The organism is Polynucleobacter sp. UK-FUSCHL-C3, from assembly GCF_040409815.1.
In the GTDB taxonomy this organism is placed as follows: domain Bacteria; phylum Pseudomonadota; class Gammaproteobacteria; order Burkholderiales; family Burkholderiaceae; genus Polynucleobacter.
Genome location: NZ_CP099959.1, coordinates 329,830 through 348,110, shown reverse-complemented (window position 1 = coordinate 348,110; position 18,281 = coordinate 329,830). Strand labels below are relative to the sequence as shown.

Sequence of the window (18,281 nt, the reverse complement as noted above, 5' to 3'; positions counted from 1 at the left end):
GTTAGTTTCCTAACTCCCTGGACTATGCCTTCATCATATCGATTGCTCGACTTAGATGGGTGCCGTCTAGTCTCTACACCTTCAGAATCTTGCGATCCCGCTTGGCTCGGCGTTGGCGTATCTTGCGACTTAGCTTTCTCCGAATTTGACACCATTCACACAGCAGCTTTCGCTATCTGGTGCACAACTTTCGCTATGAGTCCTCTGCTCTAACCAACTGAGCTATGGGCCCTTCTTAACTTTTTTAACACACCAAAAACCACACTAAAACTCTATTTACTACACACCATGAAAAACCGCCTGGTGTGTAAGCGGTGTGTAAGCAATTTTGACTACCATTTTCACCACTAACCACTTGAAATCATTGAGGTCTTTGCGACAAGACCCCTAGGGCTTCTCTCTTATGAGTCCTCTGCTCTAACCAACTGAGCTATGGGCCCCTTAGATCGAATCAATCTTCTTCGAGGAAGGTCTTGAGCTTATCACTTCGACTTGGGTGACGCATCTTCCGCAGAGCCTTGGCTTCGATTTGACGGATTCGCTCACGCGTTACATCAAATTGCTTACCAACTTCTTCCAGGGTATGGTCGGTACTCATCTCAACACCAAAACGCATACGGAGTACTTTTGCCTCGCGGGGTGTTAATGAATCCAAGACATCTTTCACTACATCGCGCATGGAGTCATGCAGAGCAGCGTCGGCAGGAGCCAGAGTATTGGAGTCTTCAATAAAGTCGCCTAGATGAGAATCCTCATCATCGCCAATTGGTGTTTCCATGGAAATAGGCTCTTTAGCAATCTTCATGATCTTCCGAATCTTATCTTCAGGAATTTCCATTTTGAGGGCTAAGGTTGCAGCATCTGGCTCATGACCAGTTTCTTGTAGTATCTGGCGGCTAATGCGATTCATCTTATTGATGGTTTCAATCATATGCACTGGGATACGAATGGTTCTCGCCTGATCTGCAATCGATCGAGTAATAGCCTGACGAATCCACCAGGTCGCATAGGTTGAGAACTTATAACCACGGCGGTATTCAAATTTATCGACCGCCTTCATCAAACCAATATTGCCTTCTTGAATCAGATCTAAGAACTGCAAACCTCGATTGGTGTACTTCTTCGCAATCGATATCACCAAACGCAAGTTTGCTACGGTCATTTCACGTTTAGCTTCTCGAGCACGTTTCTCACCCGCAATCATTTGCTTATTCACTTCTTTTAACTCATTGAGGGGCAATACCACCTTGGTTTGGATATCAATAAGTTTTTGTTGAAGCTCTTGAATTGCTGGGACATTACGCTCTAATAGTGCACTGTAGGGCTTAGAGTCCTTAAGTAGATTATTTGTCCAGCGTAAGTTCATGGACATCTTTGGAAAGGATTGCAAAACTTCAGAACGGGGTACGCCAATCTTGTCTACCAAGATGCTCACGATTCCACGCTCAAGCTTCCAAACCTCATCTACTTGCGAGCGCATCGTGTCACAGAGTTTCTCGACACTCTTAGCAGTTAAGCGGAATCCAAGTAACTCATTGCGAATAGCATCTTGCGCTTTCAGATAACCTGGAGAGTTATAACCATCCCGGTCATGGGCACGGCGCATTTTGTCAAACTGAGTACGAATGACTGCAAACTTTTCGAGGGAGCGTTGCTTTAACTCTTCTAACTGTTTAGCGCTTGCCGTGCTCGAACCACCGCCACCGCCCTCTTCATCGTCACCCTCTTCACCCTCATCCATCATCTCAAGCTCATCGGGCTCATCGGGTGCCATGGGAATATCTTCGGCATTCGGATCAACTAAACCATCCACAAATTGGTCAATCTCCATCTCACCGCTTGTAATCTTCTCTACATTGCCCAAGATTTCAGTAATCGTTACAGGGCAAGCTGACAGGGCCATCACCATGTCCTTAAGACCTGCCTCAATCTTTTTGGCGATCACAATCTCACCCTCACGAGTTAAGAGATCAACTGTTCCCATCTCGCGCATATACATGCGGACCGGATCGGTTGTTCGTCCAAACTCAGAATCAACGGTCGAGAGCGCTGCCTCCGCCTCTTCTTCGGCCTCTTCTTCGGAACTTGCGGTGTGACCATGCTCATTTAGTAGCAAAGTTTCGGCATCGGGTGCCTGTTCGTAAACCGTAATACCAATATCGTTTAACAAGCCAATTAAGGTCTCCAATGCATCTGCATCGGATAACTCATCAGACATCACATCATTCATTTCTCCATGGGTGAGGTAGCCCTTGGACTTACCCATCTTGATCAGGGTCTTTAAACGTGAGCGGCGGAGCTCTTGCTGCTCTTCCGTACCAAGCTGTTGAGCAGCAAACTCTTTTAAGAGTGCCTTTTCTTTTGCTTTACGATCGCGCGCCTTTTGACGGTCGGTGCGGTTATCAACGCCTGGTTCGCCAACTACCTCGACCTTGGGTTTGCGACCTCGCGTTTTTTTAATAGGCTGGCCATTCTCATCGAGCTCAATCGCTGCTTCTTTTGCTTTGAGCTTAGCGGCTTTTGCATCTGCCTTGGCTTGCTCTTTTGCAGCTTTTTCTTGGGCTTTCTTTATGGCCTTCTCTGCAGCGGCTTTTTTGGCCAACTCTTTAGCACTTAGCTTAGGAGCGGCTTTTACAGACTTTGCGGGCAATTTAGTATTTTTAGCTGCAGTTTTGCTGGTTGGCTTTGCGCTTACTTTTTTAACAGGTACTTTCGCAGACTTCGTTGCTGGCTTAGCGCGGACTTTAGTGACAGACTTGGTGAGAGGCTTACTCACTTTCTTGGCCGCAACCTTGGTTACTTTAGCCTTTAATGCCGGCTTGGCTTTTTTTGCTAATGGCTTTGCAGAGGTTTTGCCATTGCTAACTGGTTTACTGGTTTTTTTACTAGCTGGCACTTTGGAAACTGGTTTTTTCATTGTCATCTTTGCAATGGTAGGTCGTATAAGTTAGTAATTACTTACATTAAGCTTATTTCGTATTGAAGGGGCCTCTTTTTGCCGTTTCTATCAATTTGTACCGAAATAGTCTCAAGCCATGTAGGTAAGTGGCTGATTCAAAAAGTATTTTCTGGAAGTGCGAATTATACTCGATTGAGCAAATTTGATCCGATTTGAACTACAAATTTACCTATTGAGTGTTGATTTTGCTGGGTTTCCTAGCCCTTCGCAAGCCTTTCCCCTAACTCGCGATATCGTGCAATATCCATTGGGCTAGCCTCATTTTTAGCCATTTTTTGGGCAATTTCGGTCATTTCTGCCTTCAAATCTGATCGCCCCAGCTTTTGGAAAACTGCATCCAAATCAGACTTAGCGCCCGCAAAATCCAAATCCGAGCCCAAAATTCGTTGACGCAATATTTCATACAAATCAGCCAATGGGCTATTGGCTAACTGATCTTGAAAAACAGCAAAATAAGAATTGGGGTTTGTTTCATTTAATTGCAAAGAATCGCATTGCTGCAGGAGGTCTTGCATCAGTTCTAATGCCTTCGCAGAACGCCTCTCGGCGGTGCTCAATGCAAACTGTCTTTGTACTTGATCCATATCCTTGCCAAGCACCGGATACTGAATCAAGAGGCGCATGATGTGCTCCGATAAATCGGTTGGTGCCTTTGGAGGCTGACTTGGCTTTAGGGGCAAGGGCTTAAATCGCGTTGTGGCTTGCTTTGATACTTGTCCCGTTTTGACGGAAACCCGTCCTTGGTTTTCGAAAGAATTTTGTAACGGGCCCTGCTTTGGAAGCCCCGATCCAGACGAAGTGTTTTGGGTAGCAAGTTTAGGTAGATCACAAAATTGCTCTAGCTCACTCACGCTCGAGGCTGTGCGATTTGCTAACTCGCGAAGCAATTGTGAGCGCAGGGCAATCGGAGGCATGGATTGCAATAAAGGTTTAGCGGTGTGATGCGTTTTAGCTCTTCCCTCAGGACTGGATAAATCATTCCCTTCGCTGGCAAGCTTGAAAAAGAATCCGGATAATGGCATCGCTTGGGACACCGCTTGTTCAAAAGTAGCTGTTCCATATTGCCGAATATAGCTATCAGGGTCGTGTTCGCTGGGCAAGAATAAAAACCGGATTTCTTTATCGTCCCCCAAGATCGGCAAAGAAGCTTCTAGCGCACGCTGAGCTGCTCGCTGCCCTGCACTGTCGCCATCAAACGAAAATACGATGCGATCGGTTTGACGAAGCAGCGTCCGTACATGAAAGGGTGTGCAAGCAGTCCCAAGGGTGGCCACTGCATTCGCAAAGCCCAACTGTGCCAATGCCACAACATCCATATAGCCTTCACAGACCAAGACATAACCTTGATCACGTATTGCCTTGCGTCCCTCAAACAGTCCATACAAGGTGTTCCCTTTGGAGAACAGTGGGGTCTCTGGCGAATTTAGATACTTCGGCTCGCCTTGATCCAGTATGCGACCGCCAAAAGCGATTACTTGCCCTTTGGGATTGCGTATTGGAAACATGATGCGATCCCGAAACCGATCATATCGTTTAGCATTTCCTTGGCTATCGTTGCCCTCGCCCTGAATCATTAATCCTGCTTCTTGCAAGATCTTGGCAGTTTCATCATTACTATAGGAATGAAAAACGGCCTCTAGGCCCTGCCAACCATCTGGCGCATAACCCAAGGCGTAGCGCTTGGCAACTTCACCAGTGAGGCCTCTACCTTTTAGATAATCAATCGCACGCTGGGATACTTTTAGTTGTTGAGCATACCAATCGCTTGCCATGTTCATGACCTCACTCAAAGCAATCGCTTGCTTTTGTTTGATGACATCACGCACACTCCGCTCTTCTCTGGGCACCACTAGGCCGGCTGAACGAGCTAGATCCTCGATTGCATCAACATACGATAGGCCTGAGTATTCCATCATGAACCCAATGGCTGAGCCATGGGCAGCACAACCAAAGCAGTGATAAAACTGTTTGGTAGGCGATACTGAAAAAGATGGTGACTTCTCTTGATGAAAAGGGCACAAGCCTTGATAGTTCGCGCCCGCCTTTTTTAATTTGACATGCTTACCAACGACATCAACAATATCGACCCGATTGAGCAAATCGGAGATAAAGGATTGCGGTATGAGTGCCATGGGATTTGTGGTCTTACTTTGCTAGTGCAGCTTTCACCATTCCCGAGACCATCCCCATGTCGGCCTTACCTGCTAACTGAGCTTTTAGTGCGCCAATCACTTTACCCATATCTTGGGGGCCGCTGGCACCAAGATCAGCAATTGTTTTGCTCACAATGCCAGTGATCTCCTCGGCAGATAATTGAGCTGGCATATACGCCTGTAATATTTTGAGCTCATTGCTCTCTTGATTAACCAGATCGGCACGACCTGCTTTTTCAAACTGCGTAATAGAATCTTTGCGCTGCTTCATCAGCTTCTCAATAATGGCCACAATCCCGGCGTCATCCACCACAATTCGCTCATCGACCTCACGCTGCTTAATTGCTGCCAATAACAAACGGATGGTTCCCAAACGCTCAGTTTCTTTAGCGCGCATGGCAGACTTCATATCTTCAGTAATTTGCTCTTTAAGGCTCATATTGATAACTCCAGAAAAGATAGGCTCTTGCTACATTATCCAAGAGATTGAAAAACAAAAACCCGCTTAGTGAGCGGGTTCCAGAAAACCTAGACTAGCTTTTGGTCCTAGTTGTGACCCAAAATAACTTAATACAGTTTCTTGGGAAGCATCTGGCTACGAATACGCTTGTAATGGCGCTTTGCAGCCGCTGCTTTCTTGCGCTTACGCTCAGCTGTAGGTTTCTCATAAAACTCACGAGCGCGAAGATCGGTCAAAAGACCATTCTTCTCAATGGTGCGCTTGAAGCGGCGAAGTGCTACTTCAAAAGGTTCGTTTTCGCGAAGACGGACTGTGGTCATACTGTTTTACTCGCTTTTACTCTTCTATTGCTAGAAAATGATCAAAATTTACTAAAACACGGATTCTAGCACGATAAGCCCCAATAATGATAGTTCTAGGTATTGAGACCTCCTGTGATGAAACTGGCTTGGCCCTATACGACTCAAGGCCTTGGGAACAGGGTCAGCCTGCCCATTTAGGCATTTTGGGTCAAGCGCTTCACTCCCAAATTGAGATGCACCAAGATTATGGCGGGGTTGTACCTGAATTGGCCTCCCGCGACCATATTCGGCGAGTAATTCCCCTATTAAACAAGACCTTAAAAGAATCTCATTGCTCCCTAGAGGCCATTGATGCGATTGCCTATACCCAAGGACCAGGATTGGCTGGAGCCCTCCTAGTGGGCTCAGCCTTTGCCAATGCCTTAGCAAGCTCCCTTAAAAAGCCGATTATTGGAGTACATCATCTGGAAGGCCACCTACTTTCCCCGCTCTTGGCCAAAGAAGGCCCACCGCACCCTGAATTTCCTTTTGTTGCCCTTTTGGTATCTGGCGGCCATACCCAACTCATGTTGGTCAAAGGGATAGGCCAATACGAACTCTTGGGAGAAACCGTCGATGATGCTGCGGGGGAAGCTTTTGATAAGACCGCCAAATTGCTTGGTCTGGATTATCCAGGGGGTGCCGCGCTTTCAAAACTAGCCGAGGGCGGCCAACGGGGCCGCTTTGAGTTACCGCGCCCGATGCTGCATTCAGGTGACTTAGATTTTTCGTTCTCGGGTCTCAAAACAGCTGTTTTGAATCAGGTCAAAAAAGCAGAAGCCAACAACACCTTGAATGAAAATTTTCGTCAGGATATTGCCTTTGCGTTCGTTGAATCTCTAGTGGAGGTTATTACGCATAAGGCAATGAGCGCACTTGATAAGACGGGTTGTCGTGATTTAGTACTCGCAGGCGGTGTGGGGGCCAATCGCCAACTACGCGCAGCACTAACCGGGATGGTCAATAAAAAAGGCTGGGCTGTCCACTACCCACCTCTAGAACTTTGTACAGACAACGGTGTCATGATCGCATTTGCGGGAGCACTTCGCCTATTACAGAAAGAATTTAGCCCCCCTGACTTACAGGGTAGCTTTGATATCAAGCCGCGCTGGGAGCTTAGTTCGTAACGTTACTAAGGGAGACTAATTCGTGCAAACGCACTATGGTTATGGATCGACTCAAAGTTCTCAGCTTCGATCATTAAGGACAGAATGCGTTGATCATTTTTTAATCGACACGCCACATCGCGCACTAGATCCTCTACAAACTTAGGGTTTTCATAAGCATGCTCAGTGACCCACTTCTCATCCGGGCGCTTCAAGATAGCCCACAATTCACTCGATGCTTCGCTCTCTGCAATTCGAACTAATTCTTCTACGGTAAGTTGCGCATCTGAATCTAATTTAACCAACATGGTGATGTGAGAGCGTTGATTATGTGCACCGTAATCTGAGATCTCCTTGGAGCAAGGACACAAGCTCATGACTGGCACCACTGCCTGCAAATACAAATCTACCTCAATGTGCTCATCAACACCTTGTTTAGCCTCCGCCAAGTAAGTAACCTGGTAGTCCATCCAGCTTTGTACTGCTGATACAGGCGCAATTTTTTTAACGAAGTGGGTATAGCGCATCTGAATACGTCCCTGCTTCGCTTGCAATAGTGGAAGCATCTCTTTAGCCATGGTGGCAACGCTTGCGCTATCTATTTCTTTACGGTCTTGCTCTAAGAGACTCACAAAACGAGACATATGAGTCCCTTTTTTATCTGCTGGTAAGGCCACATCCATCTCAAAGCTGGCAACGGTCGAAAATGATCCATTGGAGCTACGCATCAAAACAGGTTGTTTAATTCCTCGAATACCAACGCGCTCAATCGGCAATGCGCGACTATCCTGATTGCTTTGCACATCAGGCAATGTATTGGTCTTCAAAAAAGAAGTATTGAGATCATTCATATCCGCTATTTTCCCTCAAAATGCCAATAGGGTCTTACTAGGGCTTTATTTTCCTACCGGCACTTGGCTTGGCTTGAGTTTTGAGGCTATGGATTCTGGAGCGAGATCTGGGAAACGTTTGAGTATTGAGGCTTCGATTCCAGCAGAGTCTAAGCCGCATTTAGCCATTAATAAATTGTAGTCACCATGCTCAATAAATACATCGGGGAGACCCAATGTTAATAAGGGTTGAGAAATCCCTAAGCCACTCATTGCCTCTAAGCAAGCACTTCCGGCGCTGCCTTGCACAGAGGCATCTTCAACACTTACAAAGTAATCGTGGTCTTTTGCCAGATTTTGAATGAGCTCAATATCGATTGGCTTAACAAAACGCATATTGACAACAGTAGCATTGAGCTTTTCTGCAACGTCTAAGGCGGGGTAGAGTAAGGTTCCAAAGGCCAAGATCGCCAAGCGCTTTGTGCTGGCAGTCGACTTACGTCGAACCTCTCCGCGTCCCAATGGTAAAGTGCGCAACTCTTTGGATGGCGGATTCCCAATACCAGCACCACGCGGATAGCGGACTGCGGTGGGATGGTCTTGGTGATAAGCCGTAGTTAATAAATCACGGCACTCAGCCTCATCAGCCGGGGTCATGATCATCATATTAGGAATGCAACGTAAGTAGGCAATATCGTAAGCGCCGGCATGGGTAGCGCCATCAGCACCCACTAAACCAGCGCGATCCACTGCAAAGACAATCGGTAAATCCTGCAAAGCGACATCATGGATTAATTGATCATAGGCACGCTGCAAGAATGTTGAATAAATCGCGACCACCGGCTTCATCCCCTCGCAAGCCATTCCCGCTGCAAAGGTTACGGAGTGCTGCTCGGCTATACCGACATCGTAGTAACGCTCCGGAAAGCGCTTCTCAAATTCCACTAAACCAGAACCCTCACGCATCGCAGGAGTAATGCCAACTAGTTTTGGATCGGCTTGAGCCATATCGCATAACCAATCCCCAAATACTTGTGTAAAGGTCTTCTTAGAAACACCGCTCGATTTAATGCCTTCTTGCGGATTGAACTTACCAGGGCCGTGGTAAAGAATGGGATCGGCCTCAGCCAACATATAACCTTGACCTTTACGGGTAATGACATGCAAAAACTGTGGGCCATTCCCCTCTTTAGCTAGACGTCGTACGTTTTGCATCATCGGAACTAAAGTATTGAGATCATGCCCATCGATCGGACCAAAATAAGTAAATCCAAATTCTTCAAAAATGGTAGAGGGGGACACAAACCCCTTGGCGTGATCCTCTAAGCGTTTTGCAAACTCGCGCAATGGAGGTGCCATCGAAGACAGAACAGAATCAATTCCTTTTTTGGTCGCTGAATAAATATTGCCACTCAGTAGGCGTGCGAGATAACGATTAAGCGCACCCACCGCTGGAGAAATCGACATATCGTTATCATTCAAAATAACAACTAAGGGCATGGTCTCGTATACACCAGCATTGTTCATCGCCTCAAATGCCATCCCTGCGCTCATGGCACCATCACCAATCACAGCAACGGCAACACGGTCTTCACCCTTTGTTTGTGCTGCGCGCGCCATCCCCATTGCCGCAGAAATACTTGTCGATGAGTGTGCAGTACCAAATGTGTCGTATTCACTTTCCTCGCGCCTTGGGAAACCCGATAATCCAGAATACTGGCGCAGTGTATCCATCCGATCACGACGACCGGTCAATATCTTATGGGGGTAACTCTGATGACCCACATCCCATACGATCCGGTCGTGTGGTGTATCAAATACATAATGCAAGGCAATTGACAACTCAACCGTCCCCAAATTAGAGGAAAGATGACCGCCGGTCTTGGATACCGAGTCAACAATGTATTGTCTTAGCTCATCTGCTAAAGCGGGGAGCTGATCGCGATCAAGCTTACGAAGCTCGCTAGGGTCGTTAATTGAATGAAGCATATTATTTTTTTCGGTCCACAACCAAGTCTGCAAGATAGCGTAATGCATCTGCCTCAGGTCCAAAATGACTTAGGCTGTTTAGAGCTCTCCCTTTTAGTTCTTTTGCTAGTTCTTGTGCATAGTCTAAACCCTTCAGGGTCACATAGGTAGGCTTGTCATTGGCAGCGTCCTTACCGGCTGTTTTTCCGAGGGTGGCGCTATCGGCGGTTGCATCCAAAATATCATCGACCACTTGAAAAGCCAGTCCAAGTGCCTTAGCGTAGGAATGCAGGCTTTTTAAATCCTCTTTAGAAACCTGGGCTGCAATCCCGCCCAGTTGAACGGCACATATTAATAGGGCGCCGGTTTTCATGGCATGCATCTGTTCTAAAGCAGGCAGATCCATTTTTTTACCAACGTGTTGCAAATCGATGGCTTGTCCACCAGCCATACCCTTAGAACCCGAGGCCCCAGCAAGCGCCTCAATCATGGCTAAGCGCACAGCAATAGTTTGAGCGCCATCGGCTTGTGAATGGTCTGCAAGAATCTCAAAGGCGCGGGTTTGTAAAGCATCACCAACCAATAGCGCAGTCGCCTCATCAAAGGCCTTATGAACCGTTGGACGCCCACGTCGCAAATCATCATCATCCATACAAGGCAAATCATCATGAACCAAGGAATAAGCATGGATCATCTCAATCGCTGCTGCAGCGCTGTCTACCAATTTTGGGTTTAAGTTTTCTTTTGATCCAAGTTCACTCGCGGCATATACCAATAATGGCCGCATTCGTTTTCCGCCACCCAATACTGCGTAACGCATAGCGCTGTGCAATAGTTGAGGGATCGAGTTCTCAGAATCTAAATAATGTAATAGCGCGCTCTCGGCGCGTTGTGATTGCGAGCTAAGCCATGGCTCTAATTGAAAATGCTGCATATTCGAGATCGATTGAGTCAATTAGGTCTCGATGAGCTTAACCTGTTGTTCAACCTTGGATAAAACACCCTGACAGTGTTTTAGCAGAGCCGTTCCCCTCTGATAAGCTGACAAAGTCTCCTCCAAGGAGAATTTGCCGGACTCCATCTGGCTCACTAATTTCTCGAGCTCTTTTAAGGCCTCCTCATAGCGCAAGGCAGGGTCGACCGCAGGAATAGTGGCAGTAGAGTCGGATTCGGCTGGGTTCATTTTTTTGCTAGGCATATAGCAACATATTAATACTGAATTGATGAGGGCTATTAGGGGTATCCCCTTGCCCTTGAATCTATCTGGTTTCAGAGAAGGATTTCTGCACAAAATTCCCCGATGGGTATAATTCTTTCTTCCTTTCCAATATCGACATGTCGATGGTTGGATTGGTTGTTCCGCTTAGCTTCGGCTGACTTTTTCGGGGGTGGGGAGAATGACTAATCTGGCTACCGCGCAGTTTCTTGCGCCGTCCAACTTACAACTGCCGGTTTCGGCATATTTTGATGTTGATTTATTTCAACGTGAGATGCGATTGCTCTTTAAGCAAGGCCCGGGTTATGTGGGTCACGAGCTCATGGTTCCCGAGAAGGGATCCTACCGTACCTTAACTGCCGAGAACGAAGGTCGCATTTTGGTGCGCAACAGTGAGGGTCATCAAGGCGTTGAACTACTCTCTAATGTATGCCGCCATCGTCAAGCACTGATGCTCAATGGCAGCGGTCAAGTAGACAATATTGTTTGCCCCCTTCACCGTTGGACCTACGATCTTGAAGGCCAGTTGCTTGGGGCGCCTCATTTTGGCGATAAGCCATGCTTGCATTTAGGAAAGTCACCCTTGCAAAATTGGCAAGGCCTTCTATTTGAAGGTCCTCGGGATGTGCATGCTGATTTGGGCAAGCTGGGTGTTGCCAAAGATCTCGATTTTTCTGGCTACCTCTTAGACCATGTTGAAGTGCATGAATGCAGCTACAACTGGAAGACCTTTATTGAGGTTTATCTCGAGGATTACCATGTGGCGCCCTTCCACCCCGGTTTAGGTAAATTTGTTTCCTGCGAAGACCTTCATTGGGAATTTGGTTCCTGGCATAGCGTTCAAACTGTTGGCATCCACAAAGGCTTAAGTAAGCCTGGGACACCAACCTATCGCGCCTGGCACGAGGCAGTATTGCGTCATCACAAAGGCGAAATGCCTAAACATGGGGCAATCTGGTTAACCTACTACCCCAATGTGATGGTCGAGTGGTACCCCGGGGTTTTGTGTATTTCTACTTTACATCCCCTTGCTCCAAATAAAACTCGCAACATTGTGGAGTTCTACTATCCAGAAGAGATTGTTCTTTTTGAGCGTGAGTTTGTCAAAGCCGAGCGCGCTGCCTATATGGAAACCTGTATCGAAGACGATGAAATTGCTGAGCGTATGGATGCAGGACGAGCTGCTTTAATGGCCAGGGGTCAAAATGAGGTTGGTCCTTATCAAAGTCCGATGGAAGATGGTATGCAACATTTTCATGAGTGGTATCGTCGAGAAATAAATTACCCAGCCTAGATCACCTTAGGAGTCTTTCATGAACCCTATCATTACCGCCAATCAGTTAGAAGAATTAATCAACGAGGGCAGCGATGTCCTAATATGCGACTGTCGCTTTGATCTCACGAATGCCAAAGCGGGCTTCGAGATGTACAAAACAGCCCATATTACGGGCGCTATCTATGTTAATGTCGACCAAGACCTCTCCGGCAAGAAAACTGGAGGCAATGGAAGGCACCCACTCCCTACGCCAGAAGAATGGACCAAGACCCGTCAAGGTTTAGGAATTGCTAATCACACGCACGTAGTTGCTTACGATAGTCATGGGGGTACCTTTGCAAGTCGTTTATGGTGGATGTTACGCTCCATTGGCCACGCTTCCGTTCAGGTCTTAGACGGCGGTCTCGATGCTTGGAATGGTAGTTTTAGTAGTGTAGGGAGAGCGCCAAAGCCGCTAAGCACGAAGCCCGAAGCGTATCCCTACCAGGGCGTTGTGCTAATTGATGAGATGGAAAAAAATGTTACTGCTCAGGAACGTAAGATGGTGATCGATGCACGAGCACCCGATCGCTTTCGGGGTGAGAATGAAACTCTAGACCCCGTAGGTGGCCACATACCAGGGGCAACCAATCGATGCTTTAAAGAAAACTTAGTGGCTGGTAAGTTCAAATCTCCGGAGCTGCTGTATAAAGAATTTGTCTTACTAATCGGCCAACAAAAGCCTGGCACGATTATTCATTCCTGTGGCTCAGGTGTGAGTGCTTGTCATAATCTTTTAGCAATGGAAGCGGCAGGACTCAGTGGCTCACGACTGCATGTGGGAAGTTGGAGTGAATGGTGCTCGGATCCCAAGCGCCCCATTGAAACCTAGGCCTCTACAAAAAGAGTTAATGGTGGTGATCGGTTAGAAACACCACAATACCGACACCCATTGCAATCAAAACGATCTGACGAAGAGACTCTTGCCAGTGGGGTCGGCGATGCATTTGGGGAATCAAATCACTCACGGCGATATAGATAAAACTACTTGAAGCAATAACCAGCAAATAGGGCATTGCTTGATTGGCTTTTTCCAGAAAGTAATAAGCCAATACCCCACCGATTACTGCCATTAAGCCACTCAATGCGTTATAGCAAAGAGCGCGCAGTCTTGAGAACCCTGCATTTAAGAGAATAATGAAATCACCAATCTCTTGCGGGATCTCGTGCGCAATGATTGCAACGGCAGTAAAGATGCCTACTTGTATATCCACCATAAAAGCTGCGGCTATCAACACACCGTCGACAAAATTATGGATACTGTCACCTACCAAAATCATCCAACCGCTGTTGCCCGCCTCTTCAGCATCGTGACCGTGATGATGGCCGTGGCCATCGCCTTCGTGATGATGGCTATGACGCAATAGTGCAATCTTTTCTAACAAGAAAAATCCCAACAAGCCACCAAGCAAGGTAGCAAACAAATAATGGACTTGGGCACCAGCTAACTCAAAAGCCTCTGGCAGAGAATGCAAGAAAGTCGTTGCCAGCAAAATACCGACTGACAGACTCACCATGTTGTTCACAATTTTGGCAAGCAGGGTTAAAGACAAACTAGCGGCCGTCAGGATGCTAATCAGTCCCGCCCCTGCGGTTACCAAAATAATTAACTGTAGTGTGCTGAAGGTCACAGAGAATCCAAAAGAGATTGATTCGGGCCTTATGCAACACCGTGTTGCTTAAACCAGGCGAGGCATTTTGCCCAGCCATCTTTTGCAGGGCCTTCACGATAGGTCGCGCGATAGTCTGCATGGAATGCATGAGGTGCCTCTGGATAGATCTCAAACTTGGATGCTTTAGCAGAAGGATTAGAGCTTGCTTTAGCCAAGGCGGCTTTCATTTGATCCACGGTATCCACAGGAATGCCAGTATCGGCTGATCCATACAAACCAAGAACAGGGGCTTTTAGCTCAGCAGCTATCTCCACAGGCTGCTTAGGATTATTGGCAGTCTTGTCGCCCACTAAGCGACCATACCAGGCGACGCCTGCTTTGACCTCAGGCATCGTGGCGGATAACCACGTAATACGACCGCCCCAACAGAATCCAGTTACGGCGACTTTCTTAGGATCGCCACCGTTCTTTCCAGCCCAAGTGATTGCTGCTTTTAGATCACCTAATACTTGGGTGTCAGGAGTTTTAGCAACAATATTGCTCTGAATTTCTGCGATGGTTCCAAAGGTATTTGGATCGCCTGCTCGAATAAAAAACTCGGGAGCAATAGCTAAATAGCCAAGCTTTGCAAAACGACGCGTCACGTCTGCAATGTACTCGTGCACTCCAAAGATCTCGCTCACTACGATCACAACCGGTAAGGGGCCGGTGGCTTTTTCAGGACGAGAGATGTATGCAGGTAAATTAAAACTGCCCACAGGAATATCTTGCTCCCCCGCTTTAATCCCAGCAAAGTCGGTCTTAATTGCCTGGGCCATCACCGGCTCTGAAGCAGCAACAAAACCTAGGCTTAAGGCGCTAGCTGTCACTGTAGCTGTGGAGGCCCTAAGGGATGTTTTCATAAAAGCACGGCGGCTGGATTGCTCTTGTTTTATCTTGATGGTCATCATTTGTCTCCTCAATCATTGATTTGTTTATACGGTTAATGCGCTTCTTCCCAATTGTCGCCCACACCAATACTCACTATAAGTGGCACCTTGAGTTGCGCAATCGAACCCATTAACCCTGGTAGGGATGATTTTAGATGCTCCAGCTCATCGGGCGCAGCCTCAAATACTAGTTCATCATGAACCTGTAAAAGCATACGGGTCTTTAATTTCTCACGTTCCAACCAATCTTGTACCGCTACCATTGCTAATTTAATCAAGTCTGCGGCCGTACCCTGCATAGGTGCATTAATAGCAGCTCGCTCCGCACCTTGACGTCGCGGGCCGCTTGCTTTAATTTCGGGTAACCACAGGCGACGTCCAAAGACGGTTTCTACATAACCTCTGGAGCGCGCTACCTCGCGAGTCCTCTCCATGTAAGCAGCAACTCCAGGGTAACGCTCGAAATAGGTAGCAATGTATTTTTGAGCGGCAGCCCGCTCGATCTTCAAATTACCCGCCAATCCATAAGCACTCATGCCATAGATCAAGCCAAAATTAATGACTTTGGCATAACGTCGCTGTTCCGAACTCACCTGCTCTAGAGGAATAGCAAAAATCTCGGCAGCAGTTGCCTGATGAATATCTTTACCCGCCCTAAATGCAGCAAGCAGATTGTCGTCCTCGGCGATGTGCGCCATGATGCGTAACTCAATCTGCGAGTAGTCGGCAGATACTAAGCGGTAGCCCTTTGCGGGTATGAAGGCTTCCCGAATTCTGCGGCCCTCTTCGGTTCGTACTGGAATATTCTGCAAATTAGGTTCATTAGATGCCAAACGACCTGTCACCGCTACCGCTTGTGCGTAGTTAGTATGCACACGTCCGGTCTTTGGATTGATCATTCTTGGTAGCTTCTCAATGTAAGTCGACATCAATTTAGCAAGACTGCGGTAATCTAAAATTCGAGCTGGTAGGGGGTAGTCCTCGGCTAACTTTTGCAATACCTCTTCATCAGTAGATGGTGCACCCGATGGCGTCTTCTTGACGACTGGTAGTTGTAATTGACCAAATAAGATTTCAGCAATTTGCTTGGGTGACTGAATATTAAATGACTGCTTTGCAAGTTCATGAATTTCTTTTTCAAGGGCTAGTAATTTTTTTCCTACCTCTTGACCTTGCTGTGCTAATTTTGCACTATCAATAGTAATGCCGTTGCGCTCCATGATCCCCAAGACACGCATCGCAGGCATCTCAATATGCTCATACACATAACGCAAGCCGGGCTCTTGTTCTAACTGGGGCCATAGATACTCATGGAGTCGTAAGGTGATATCCGCATCTTCTGCAGCATAGTCCGTCGCTGTTTTCAGGTCGACCTGATCAAACCCAATCTGATGAGCCCCCTTACCGCAGACATCTTCGTAGCGAATCGTCTTGATTCCTAAATGCCGCTCTGCGAGACTATCCATACCGTGGCTTAAGTGCGACTCCAATACATAAGACTCTAACAAGGTGTCATGAGCCACGCCTTGTATCGTAATTTGATAGTTCTCAAATACATGGATATCGTATTTAAGATTCTGACCCACCTTTTTAGCCTGTGAGTTTTCTAACCAAGGCTTTAGTTGTGCAAGAACCCAGGTGCGATCCAGCTGGTCTTCACCAGTACGATGCGCTACTGGGATATAACAAGCCTCACCCACTTTGACCGATAGTGAAATGCCAACTAATTCGGCTTGCATCGCATCAAGGCTAGTGGTTTCGGTATCAATACATGTAAGAGCTGCATCCTGTATTTTGTGCACCCATGTCTGAAAAGTAGTCTTATCGGTGATGCATACATAATTTCGCGGTAGATCAGACAGATGGGATGAGGATGGCTTATTTTGGGTAGCTGGACTAGCTTGAATATCTCCCTTGTCTTGCGAAAGAGGCTTAGGCACCTCATCGCTACCTTGGGTAGCAAAATTTGGTTTGCTCGAGTTACCACTTTCACCAATTTCTTTTAACCAGGTCCTAAAAGAGTATTTCTCAAAAAGTTCTTTGAGGCGATCATGATCTTCTGGTTTTGCATGCAAGTCATGCAATGAAGCAATATGTGGGCTCAGATCACAATCTAACTTAACGGTTAGAAGCTTGCGGGCTTTCGGCAGCCAGTCCAAGCTAGCGCGCAGATTATCACCCACCACCCCCTTGATCTCTGCGGCATGCGCAATTAAGTTATCAAGATCGCCATACTCGGCTAACCATTTATTGGCTGTTTTGGGACCGGCTTTATGAACGCCTGGGACGTTATCCACAGTATCACCAACGATCGTTAGGTAATCAACGATCCGATCAGGAGCTACCCCAAATTTTGCCTCGACACCTTGAGTATCTAATTTCTCATTACTCATGGTGTTTACTAAGCTGACCTTATCGTTAACCAGCTGAGCAAGGTCTTTATCTCCGGTAGAAATGACCGTTGACCAACCCATTTCAGCAGCCTGCCTCGCTAAGGTCCCAATCACATCATCGGCTTCTACACCAGAGATCATCAATACAGGCCAACCCAAAGCCTTTACAACTTCATGAATCGGCTCAATTTGGGCAACCAAATCCTCCGGCATGGGCGAGCGATGCGCTTTGTATTCCGGATAGAGATCTTCCCGAAAGGTTTTCCCTTTGGCATCAAACACACAGGCAATATGATCGGCCCCGATTTCAGCGCGGGCCCGACGCATCATATTGACCATTCCATAGATCGCCCCAGTTGGCTCCCCAGCCGGGTTTCGCAAATCAGGCATGGCGTGGAAGGCTCGATATAGATAGCTAGAGCCGTCTACCAGCAATAATTGATGTGTTGACATCCCTCAATCGTACAATCTAGTTGGAAGTGCCTGAAGAAAGCCTCTATTTAGGGGATTCCCGAGCTAAACCTTCAGGTCATTTTTTCTCAGGATAATAGAGAACATTAATTATTCCATTAAGGGCACCAATGATTTTGACCCCCTCCACCTTTCCTGCCTTTGCCCTCAGTAGCCTTTTGGCGCTTGGTGGCTTGCATTGGAGTCTTGGTATAGCAAACGCACAATCAGGCGGCACTCAAGCTTTGACTAAAGAAGATCTCAACCGGATTAATAAACAGCCCCTAGTACCCCCTGCTTCGAATCCAGCGGGATTGGGTAAAAAAGAGGAGCGCAAGCCTAGTTTTGAATATACCGAAACCACCGGCACTCAGATACGGGAATACCGCGAGAGTAATTTGCCGACAGAAATTGAGGTTAAATCTACTTTTGGTACTTATGAGATGTCTCCTCCGCAAACTGTTTTCCCTACGACTGGTTCGCAACAAGACAATAATTTACTAAGCGTACCCAGTATTCGTATTCCCTTAAAGTAGATTTGAAATAGA

The 18,281-nt window shown here is 47.1% G+C and carries 15 protein-coding genes; 4 read left to right on the top strand and 11 right to left on the bottom strand.

Annotated features, from left to right (window positions below; all coding sequences use genetic code 11):
- Positions 1-451: 451 nt before the first annotated feature.
- From rpoD to rpsU, 4 genes are all read right to left on the bottom strand, one after another.
- Positions 452-2,917: an RNA polymerase sigma factor RpoD gene (rpoD, locus tag NKE59_RS01805; protein ID WP_353439196.1), complete on the bottom strand. Its 2,466-nt coding sequence runs from the start codon at positions 2,915-2,917 to the stop codon at positions 452-454.
- Positions 2,918-3,156: 239 nt separating this feature from the next.
- Positions 3,157-5,091: a DNA primase gene (gene dnaG / locus NKE59_RS01800; RefSeq protein WP_353439195.1), complete on the bottom strand. Its 1,935-nt coding sequence runs from the start codon at positions 5,089-5,091 to the stop codon at positions 3,157-3,159.
- 13 nt (positions 5,092-5,104) lie between these two features.
- Positions 5,105-5,551: a GatB/YqeY domain-containing protein gene (locus tag NKE59_RS01795; protein WP_353439194.1), complete on the bottom strand. Its 447-nt coding sequence runs from the start codon at positions 5,549-5,551 to the stop codon at positions 5,105-5,107.
- A 128-nt stretch (positions 5,552-5,679) separates the two neighbouring features.
- Positions 5,680-5,892 carry a 30S ribosomal protein S21 gene (gene rpsU, locus NKE59_RS01790; RefSeq protein ID WP_011903537.1) on the bottom strand — a complete coding sequence of 71 codons (213 nt, stop codon included), beginning with the start codon at positions 5,890-5,892 and terminating at the stop codon, positions 5,680-5,682.
- Between the two features lie 86 nt (positions 5,893-5,978).
- Here rpsU and tsaD point away from each other — a divergent pair, with 86 nt between their 5' ends.
- Positions 5,979-7,040, top strand: coding sequence for a tRNA (adenosine(37)-N6)-threonylcarbamoyltransferase complex transferase subunit TsaD (gene tsaD / locus NKE59_RS01785; RefSeq protein ID WP_353439193.1), 1,062 nt, complete (start codon positions 5,979-5,981; stop codon positions 7,038-7,040).
- A 5-nt stretch (positions 7,041-7,045) separates the two neighbouring features.
- Here tsaD and folE2 read toward each other — a convergent pair whose 3' ends face one another.
- Genes folE2 through xseB form a run of 4 tightly spaced genes read right to left on the bottom strand, consistent with a single transcriptional unit; the run spans position 7,046 to position 11,015 of the window.
- A complete protein-coding gene (gene folE2 / locus NKE59_RS01780; RefSeq protein WP_353439192.1) occupies positions 7,046-7,870 on the bottom strand; it encodes a GTP cyclohydrolase FolE2 in 825 nt (274 codons plus the stop codon).
- A 45-nt stretch (positions 7,871-7,915) separates the two neighbouring features.
- The gene (gene dxs / locus NKE59_RS01775) at positions 7,916-9,838 is read right to left on the bottom strand and encodes a 1-deoxy-D-xylulose-5-phosphate synthase (protein WP_353439190.1); all 1,923 of its coding nucleotides are present in this window, start codon (positions 9,836-9,838) and stop codon (positions 7,916-7,918) included.
- Position 9,839: 1 nt separating this feature from the next.
- Complete coding sequence (locus NKE59_RS01770) at positions 9,840-10,751, bottom strand: polyprenyl synthetase family protein (RefSeq protein WP_353439189.1); 912 nt, start codon at positions 10,749-10,751, stop codon at positions 9,840-9,842.
- Positions 10,752-10,772: 21 nt separating this feature from the next.
- Positions 10,773-11,015, bottom strand: coding sequence for an exodeoxyribonuclease VII small subunit (gene xseB / locus NKE59_RS01765; protein ID WP_353439188.1), 243 nt, complete (start codon positions 11,013-11,015; stop codon positions 10,773-10,775).
- 199 nt (positions 11,016-11,214) lie between these two features.
- Here xseB and NKE59_RS01760 point away from each other — a divergent pair, with 199 nt between their 5' ends.
- Entirely contained in the window at positions 11,215-12,327 is a 1,113-nt protein-coding gene (locus tag NKE59_RS01760; RefSeq protein ID WP_353439187.1) for an aromatic ring-hydroxylating dioxygenase subunit alpha, read from the top strand.
- A gap of 19 nt (positions 12,328-12,346) precedes the next feature.
- On the top strand, positions 12,347-13,180 hold the full coding sequence (locus tag NKE59_RS01755) for a sulfurtransferase (RefSeq protein ID WP_353439185.1): 834 nt from the start codon (positions 12,347-12,349) through the stop codon (positions 13,178-13,180).
- 16 nt (positions 13,181-13,196) lie between these two features.
- Here the strand turns inward: NKE59_RS01755 and NKE59_RS01750 are convergent, their stop codons facing one another.
- The 3 genes from NKE59_RS01750 to polA form a co-directional block, all read right to left on the bottom strand.
- Positions 13,197-13,979: a ZIP family metal transporter gene (locus NKE59_RS01750; protein WP_353439184.1), complete on the bottom strand. Its 783-nt coding sequence runs from the start codon at positions 13,977-13,979 to the stop codon at positions 13,197-13,199.
- A gap of 29 nt (positions 13,980-14,008) precedes the next feature.
- Positions 14,009-14,863: a dienelactone hydrolase family protein gene (locus tag NKE59_RS01745; protein ID WP_353439881.1), complete on the bottom strand. Its 855-nt coding sequence runs from the start codon at positions 14,861-14,863 to the stop codon at positions 14,009-14,011.
- Positions 14,864-14,943: 80 nt separating this feature from the next.
- Positions 14,944-17,736, bottom strand: coding sequence for a DNA polymerase I (polA, locus tag NKE59_RS01740; RefSeq protein WP_353439183.1), 2,793 nt, complete (start codon positions 17,734-17,736; stop codon positions 14,944-14,946).
- Between the two features lie 128 nt (positions 17,737-17,864).
- Here polA and NKE59_RS01735 point away from each other — a divergent pair, with 128 nt between their 5' ends.
- Positions 17,865-18,269: a hypothetical protein gene (locus tag NKE59_RS01735; protein WP_353439182.1), complete on the top strand. Its 405-nt coding sequence runs from the start codon at positions 17,865-17,867 to the stop codon at positions 18,267-18,269.
- The last annotated feature ends 12 nt before the right edge of the window (positions 18,270-18,281 follow it).

Bases quoted from the DNA above. Each gene is read 5' to 3' on its own strand.
- rpoD (WP_353439196.1), bottom strand. From the start codon at position 2,917: ATGAAAAAACCAGTTTCCAAAGTGCCAGCTAGTAAAAAAACCAGTAAA.
- dnaG (WP_353439195.1), bottom strand. From the start codon at position 5,091: ATGGCACTCATACCGCAATCCTTTATCTCCGATTTGCTCAATCGGGTC.
- NKE59_RS01795 (WP_353439194.1), bottom strand. From the start codon at position 5,551: ATGAGCCTTAAAGAGCAAATTACTGAAGATATGAAGTCTGCCATGCGC.
- rpsU (WP_011903537.1), bottom strand. From the start codon at position 5,892: ATGACCACAGTCCGTCTTCGCGAAAACGAACCTTTTGAAGTAGCACTT.
- tsaD (WP_353439193.1), top strand. From the start codon at position 5,979: ATGATAGTTCTAGGTATTGAGACCTCCTGTGATGAAACTGGCTTGGCC.
- folE2 (WP_353439192.1), bottom strand. From the start codon at position 7,870: ATGAATGATCTCAATACTTCTTTTTTGAAGACCAATACATTGCCTGAT.
- dxs (WP_353439190.1), bottom strand. From the start codon at position 9,838: ATGCTTCATTCAATTAACGACCCTAGCGAGCTTCGTAAGCTTGATCGC.
- NKE59_RS01770 (WP_353439189.1), bottom strand. From the start codon at position 10,751: ATGCAGCATTTTCAATTAGAGCCATGGCTTAGCTCGCAATCACAACGC.
- xseB (WP_353439188.1), bottom strand. From the start codon at position 11,015: ATGCCTAGCAAAAAAATGAACCCAGCCGAATCCGACTCTACTGCCACT.
- NKE59_RS01760 (WP_353439187.1), top strand. From the start codon at position 11,215: ATGACTAATCTGGCTACCGCGCAGTTTCTTGCGCCGTCCAACTTACAA.
- NKE59_RS01755 (WP_353439185.1), top strand. From the start codon at position 12,347: ATGAACCCTATCATTACCGCCAATCAGTTAGAAGAATTAATCAACGAG.
- NKE59_RS01745 (WP_353439881.1), bottom strand. From the start codon at position 14,863: ATGAAAACATCCCTTAGGGCCTCCACAGCTACAGTGACAGCTAGCGCC.
- polA (WP_353439183.1), bottom strand. From the start codon at position 17,736: ATGTCAACACATCAATTATTGCTGGTAGACGGCTCTAGCTATCTATAT.
- NKE59_RS01735 (WP_353439182.1), top strand. From the start codon at position 17,865: ATGATTTTGACCCCCTCCACCTTTCCTGCCTTTGCCCTCAGTAGCCTT.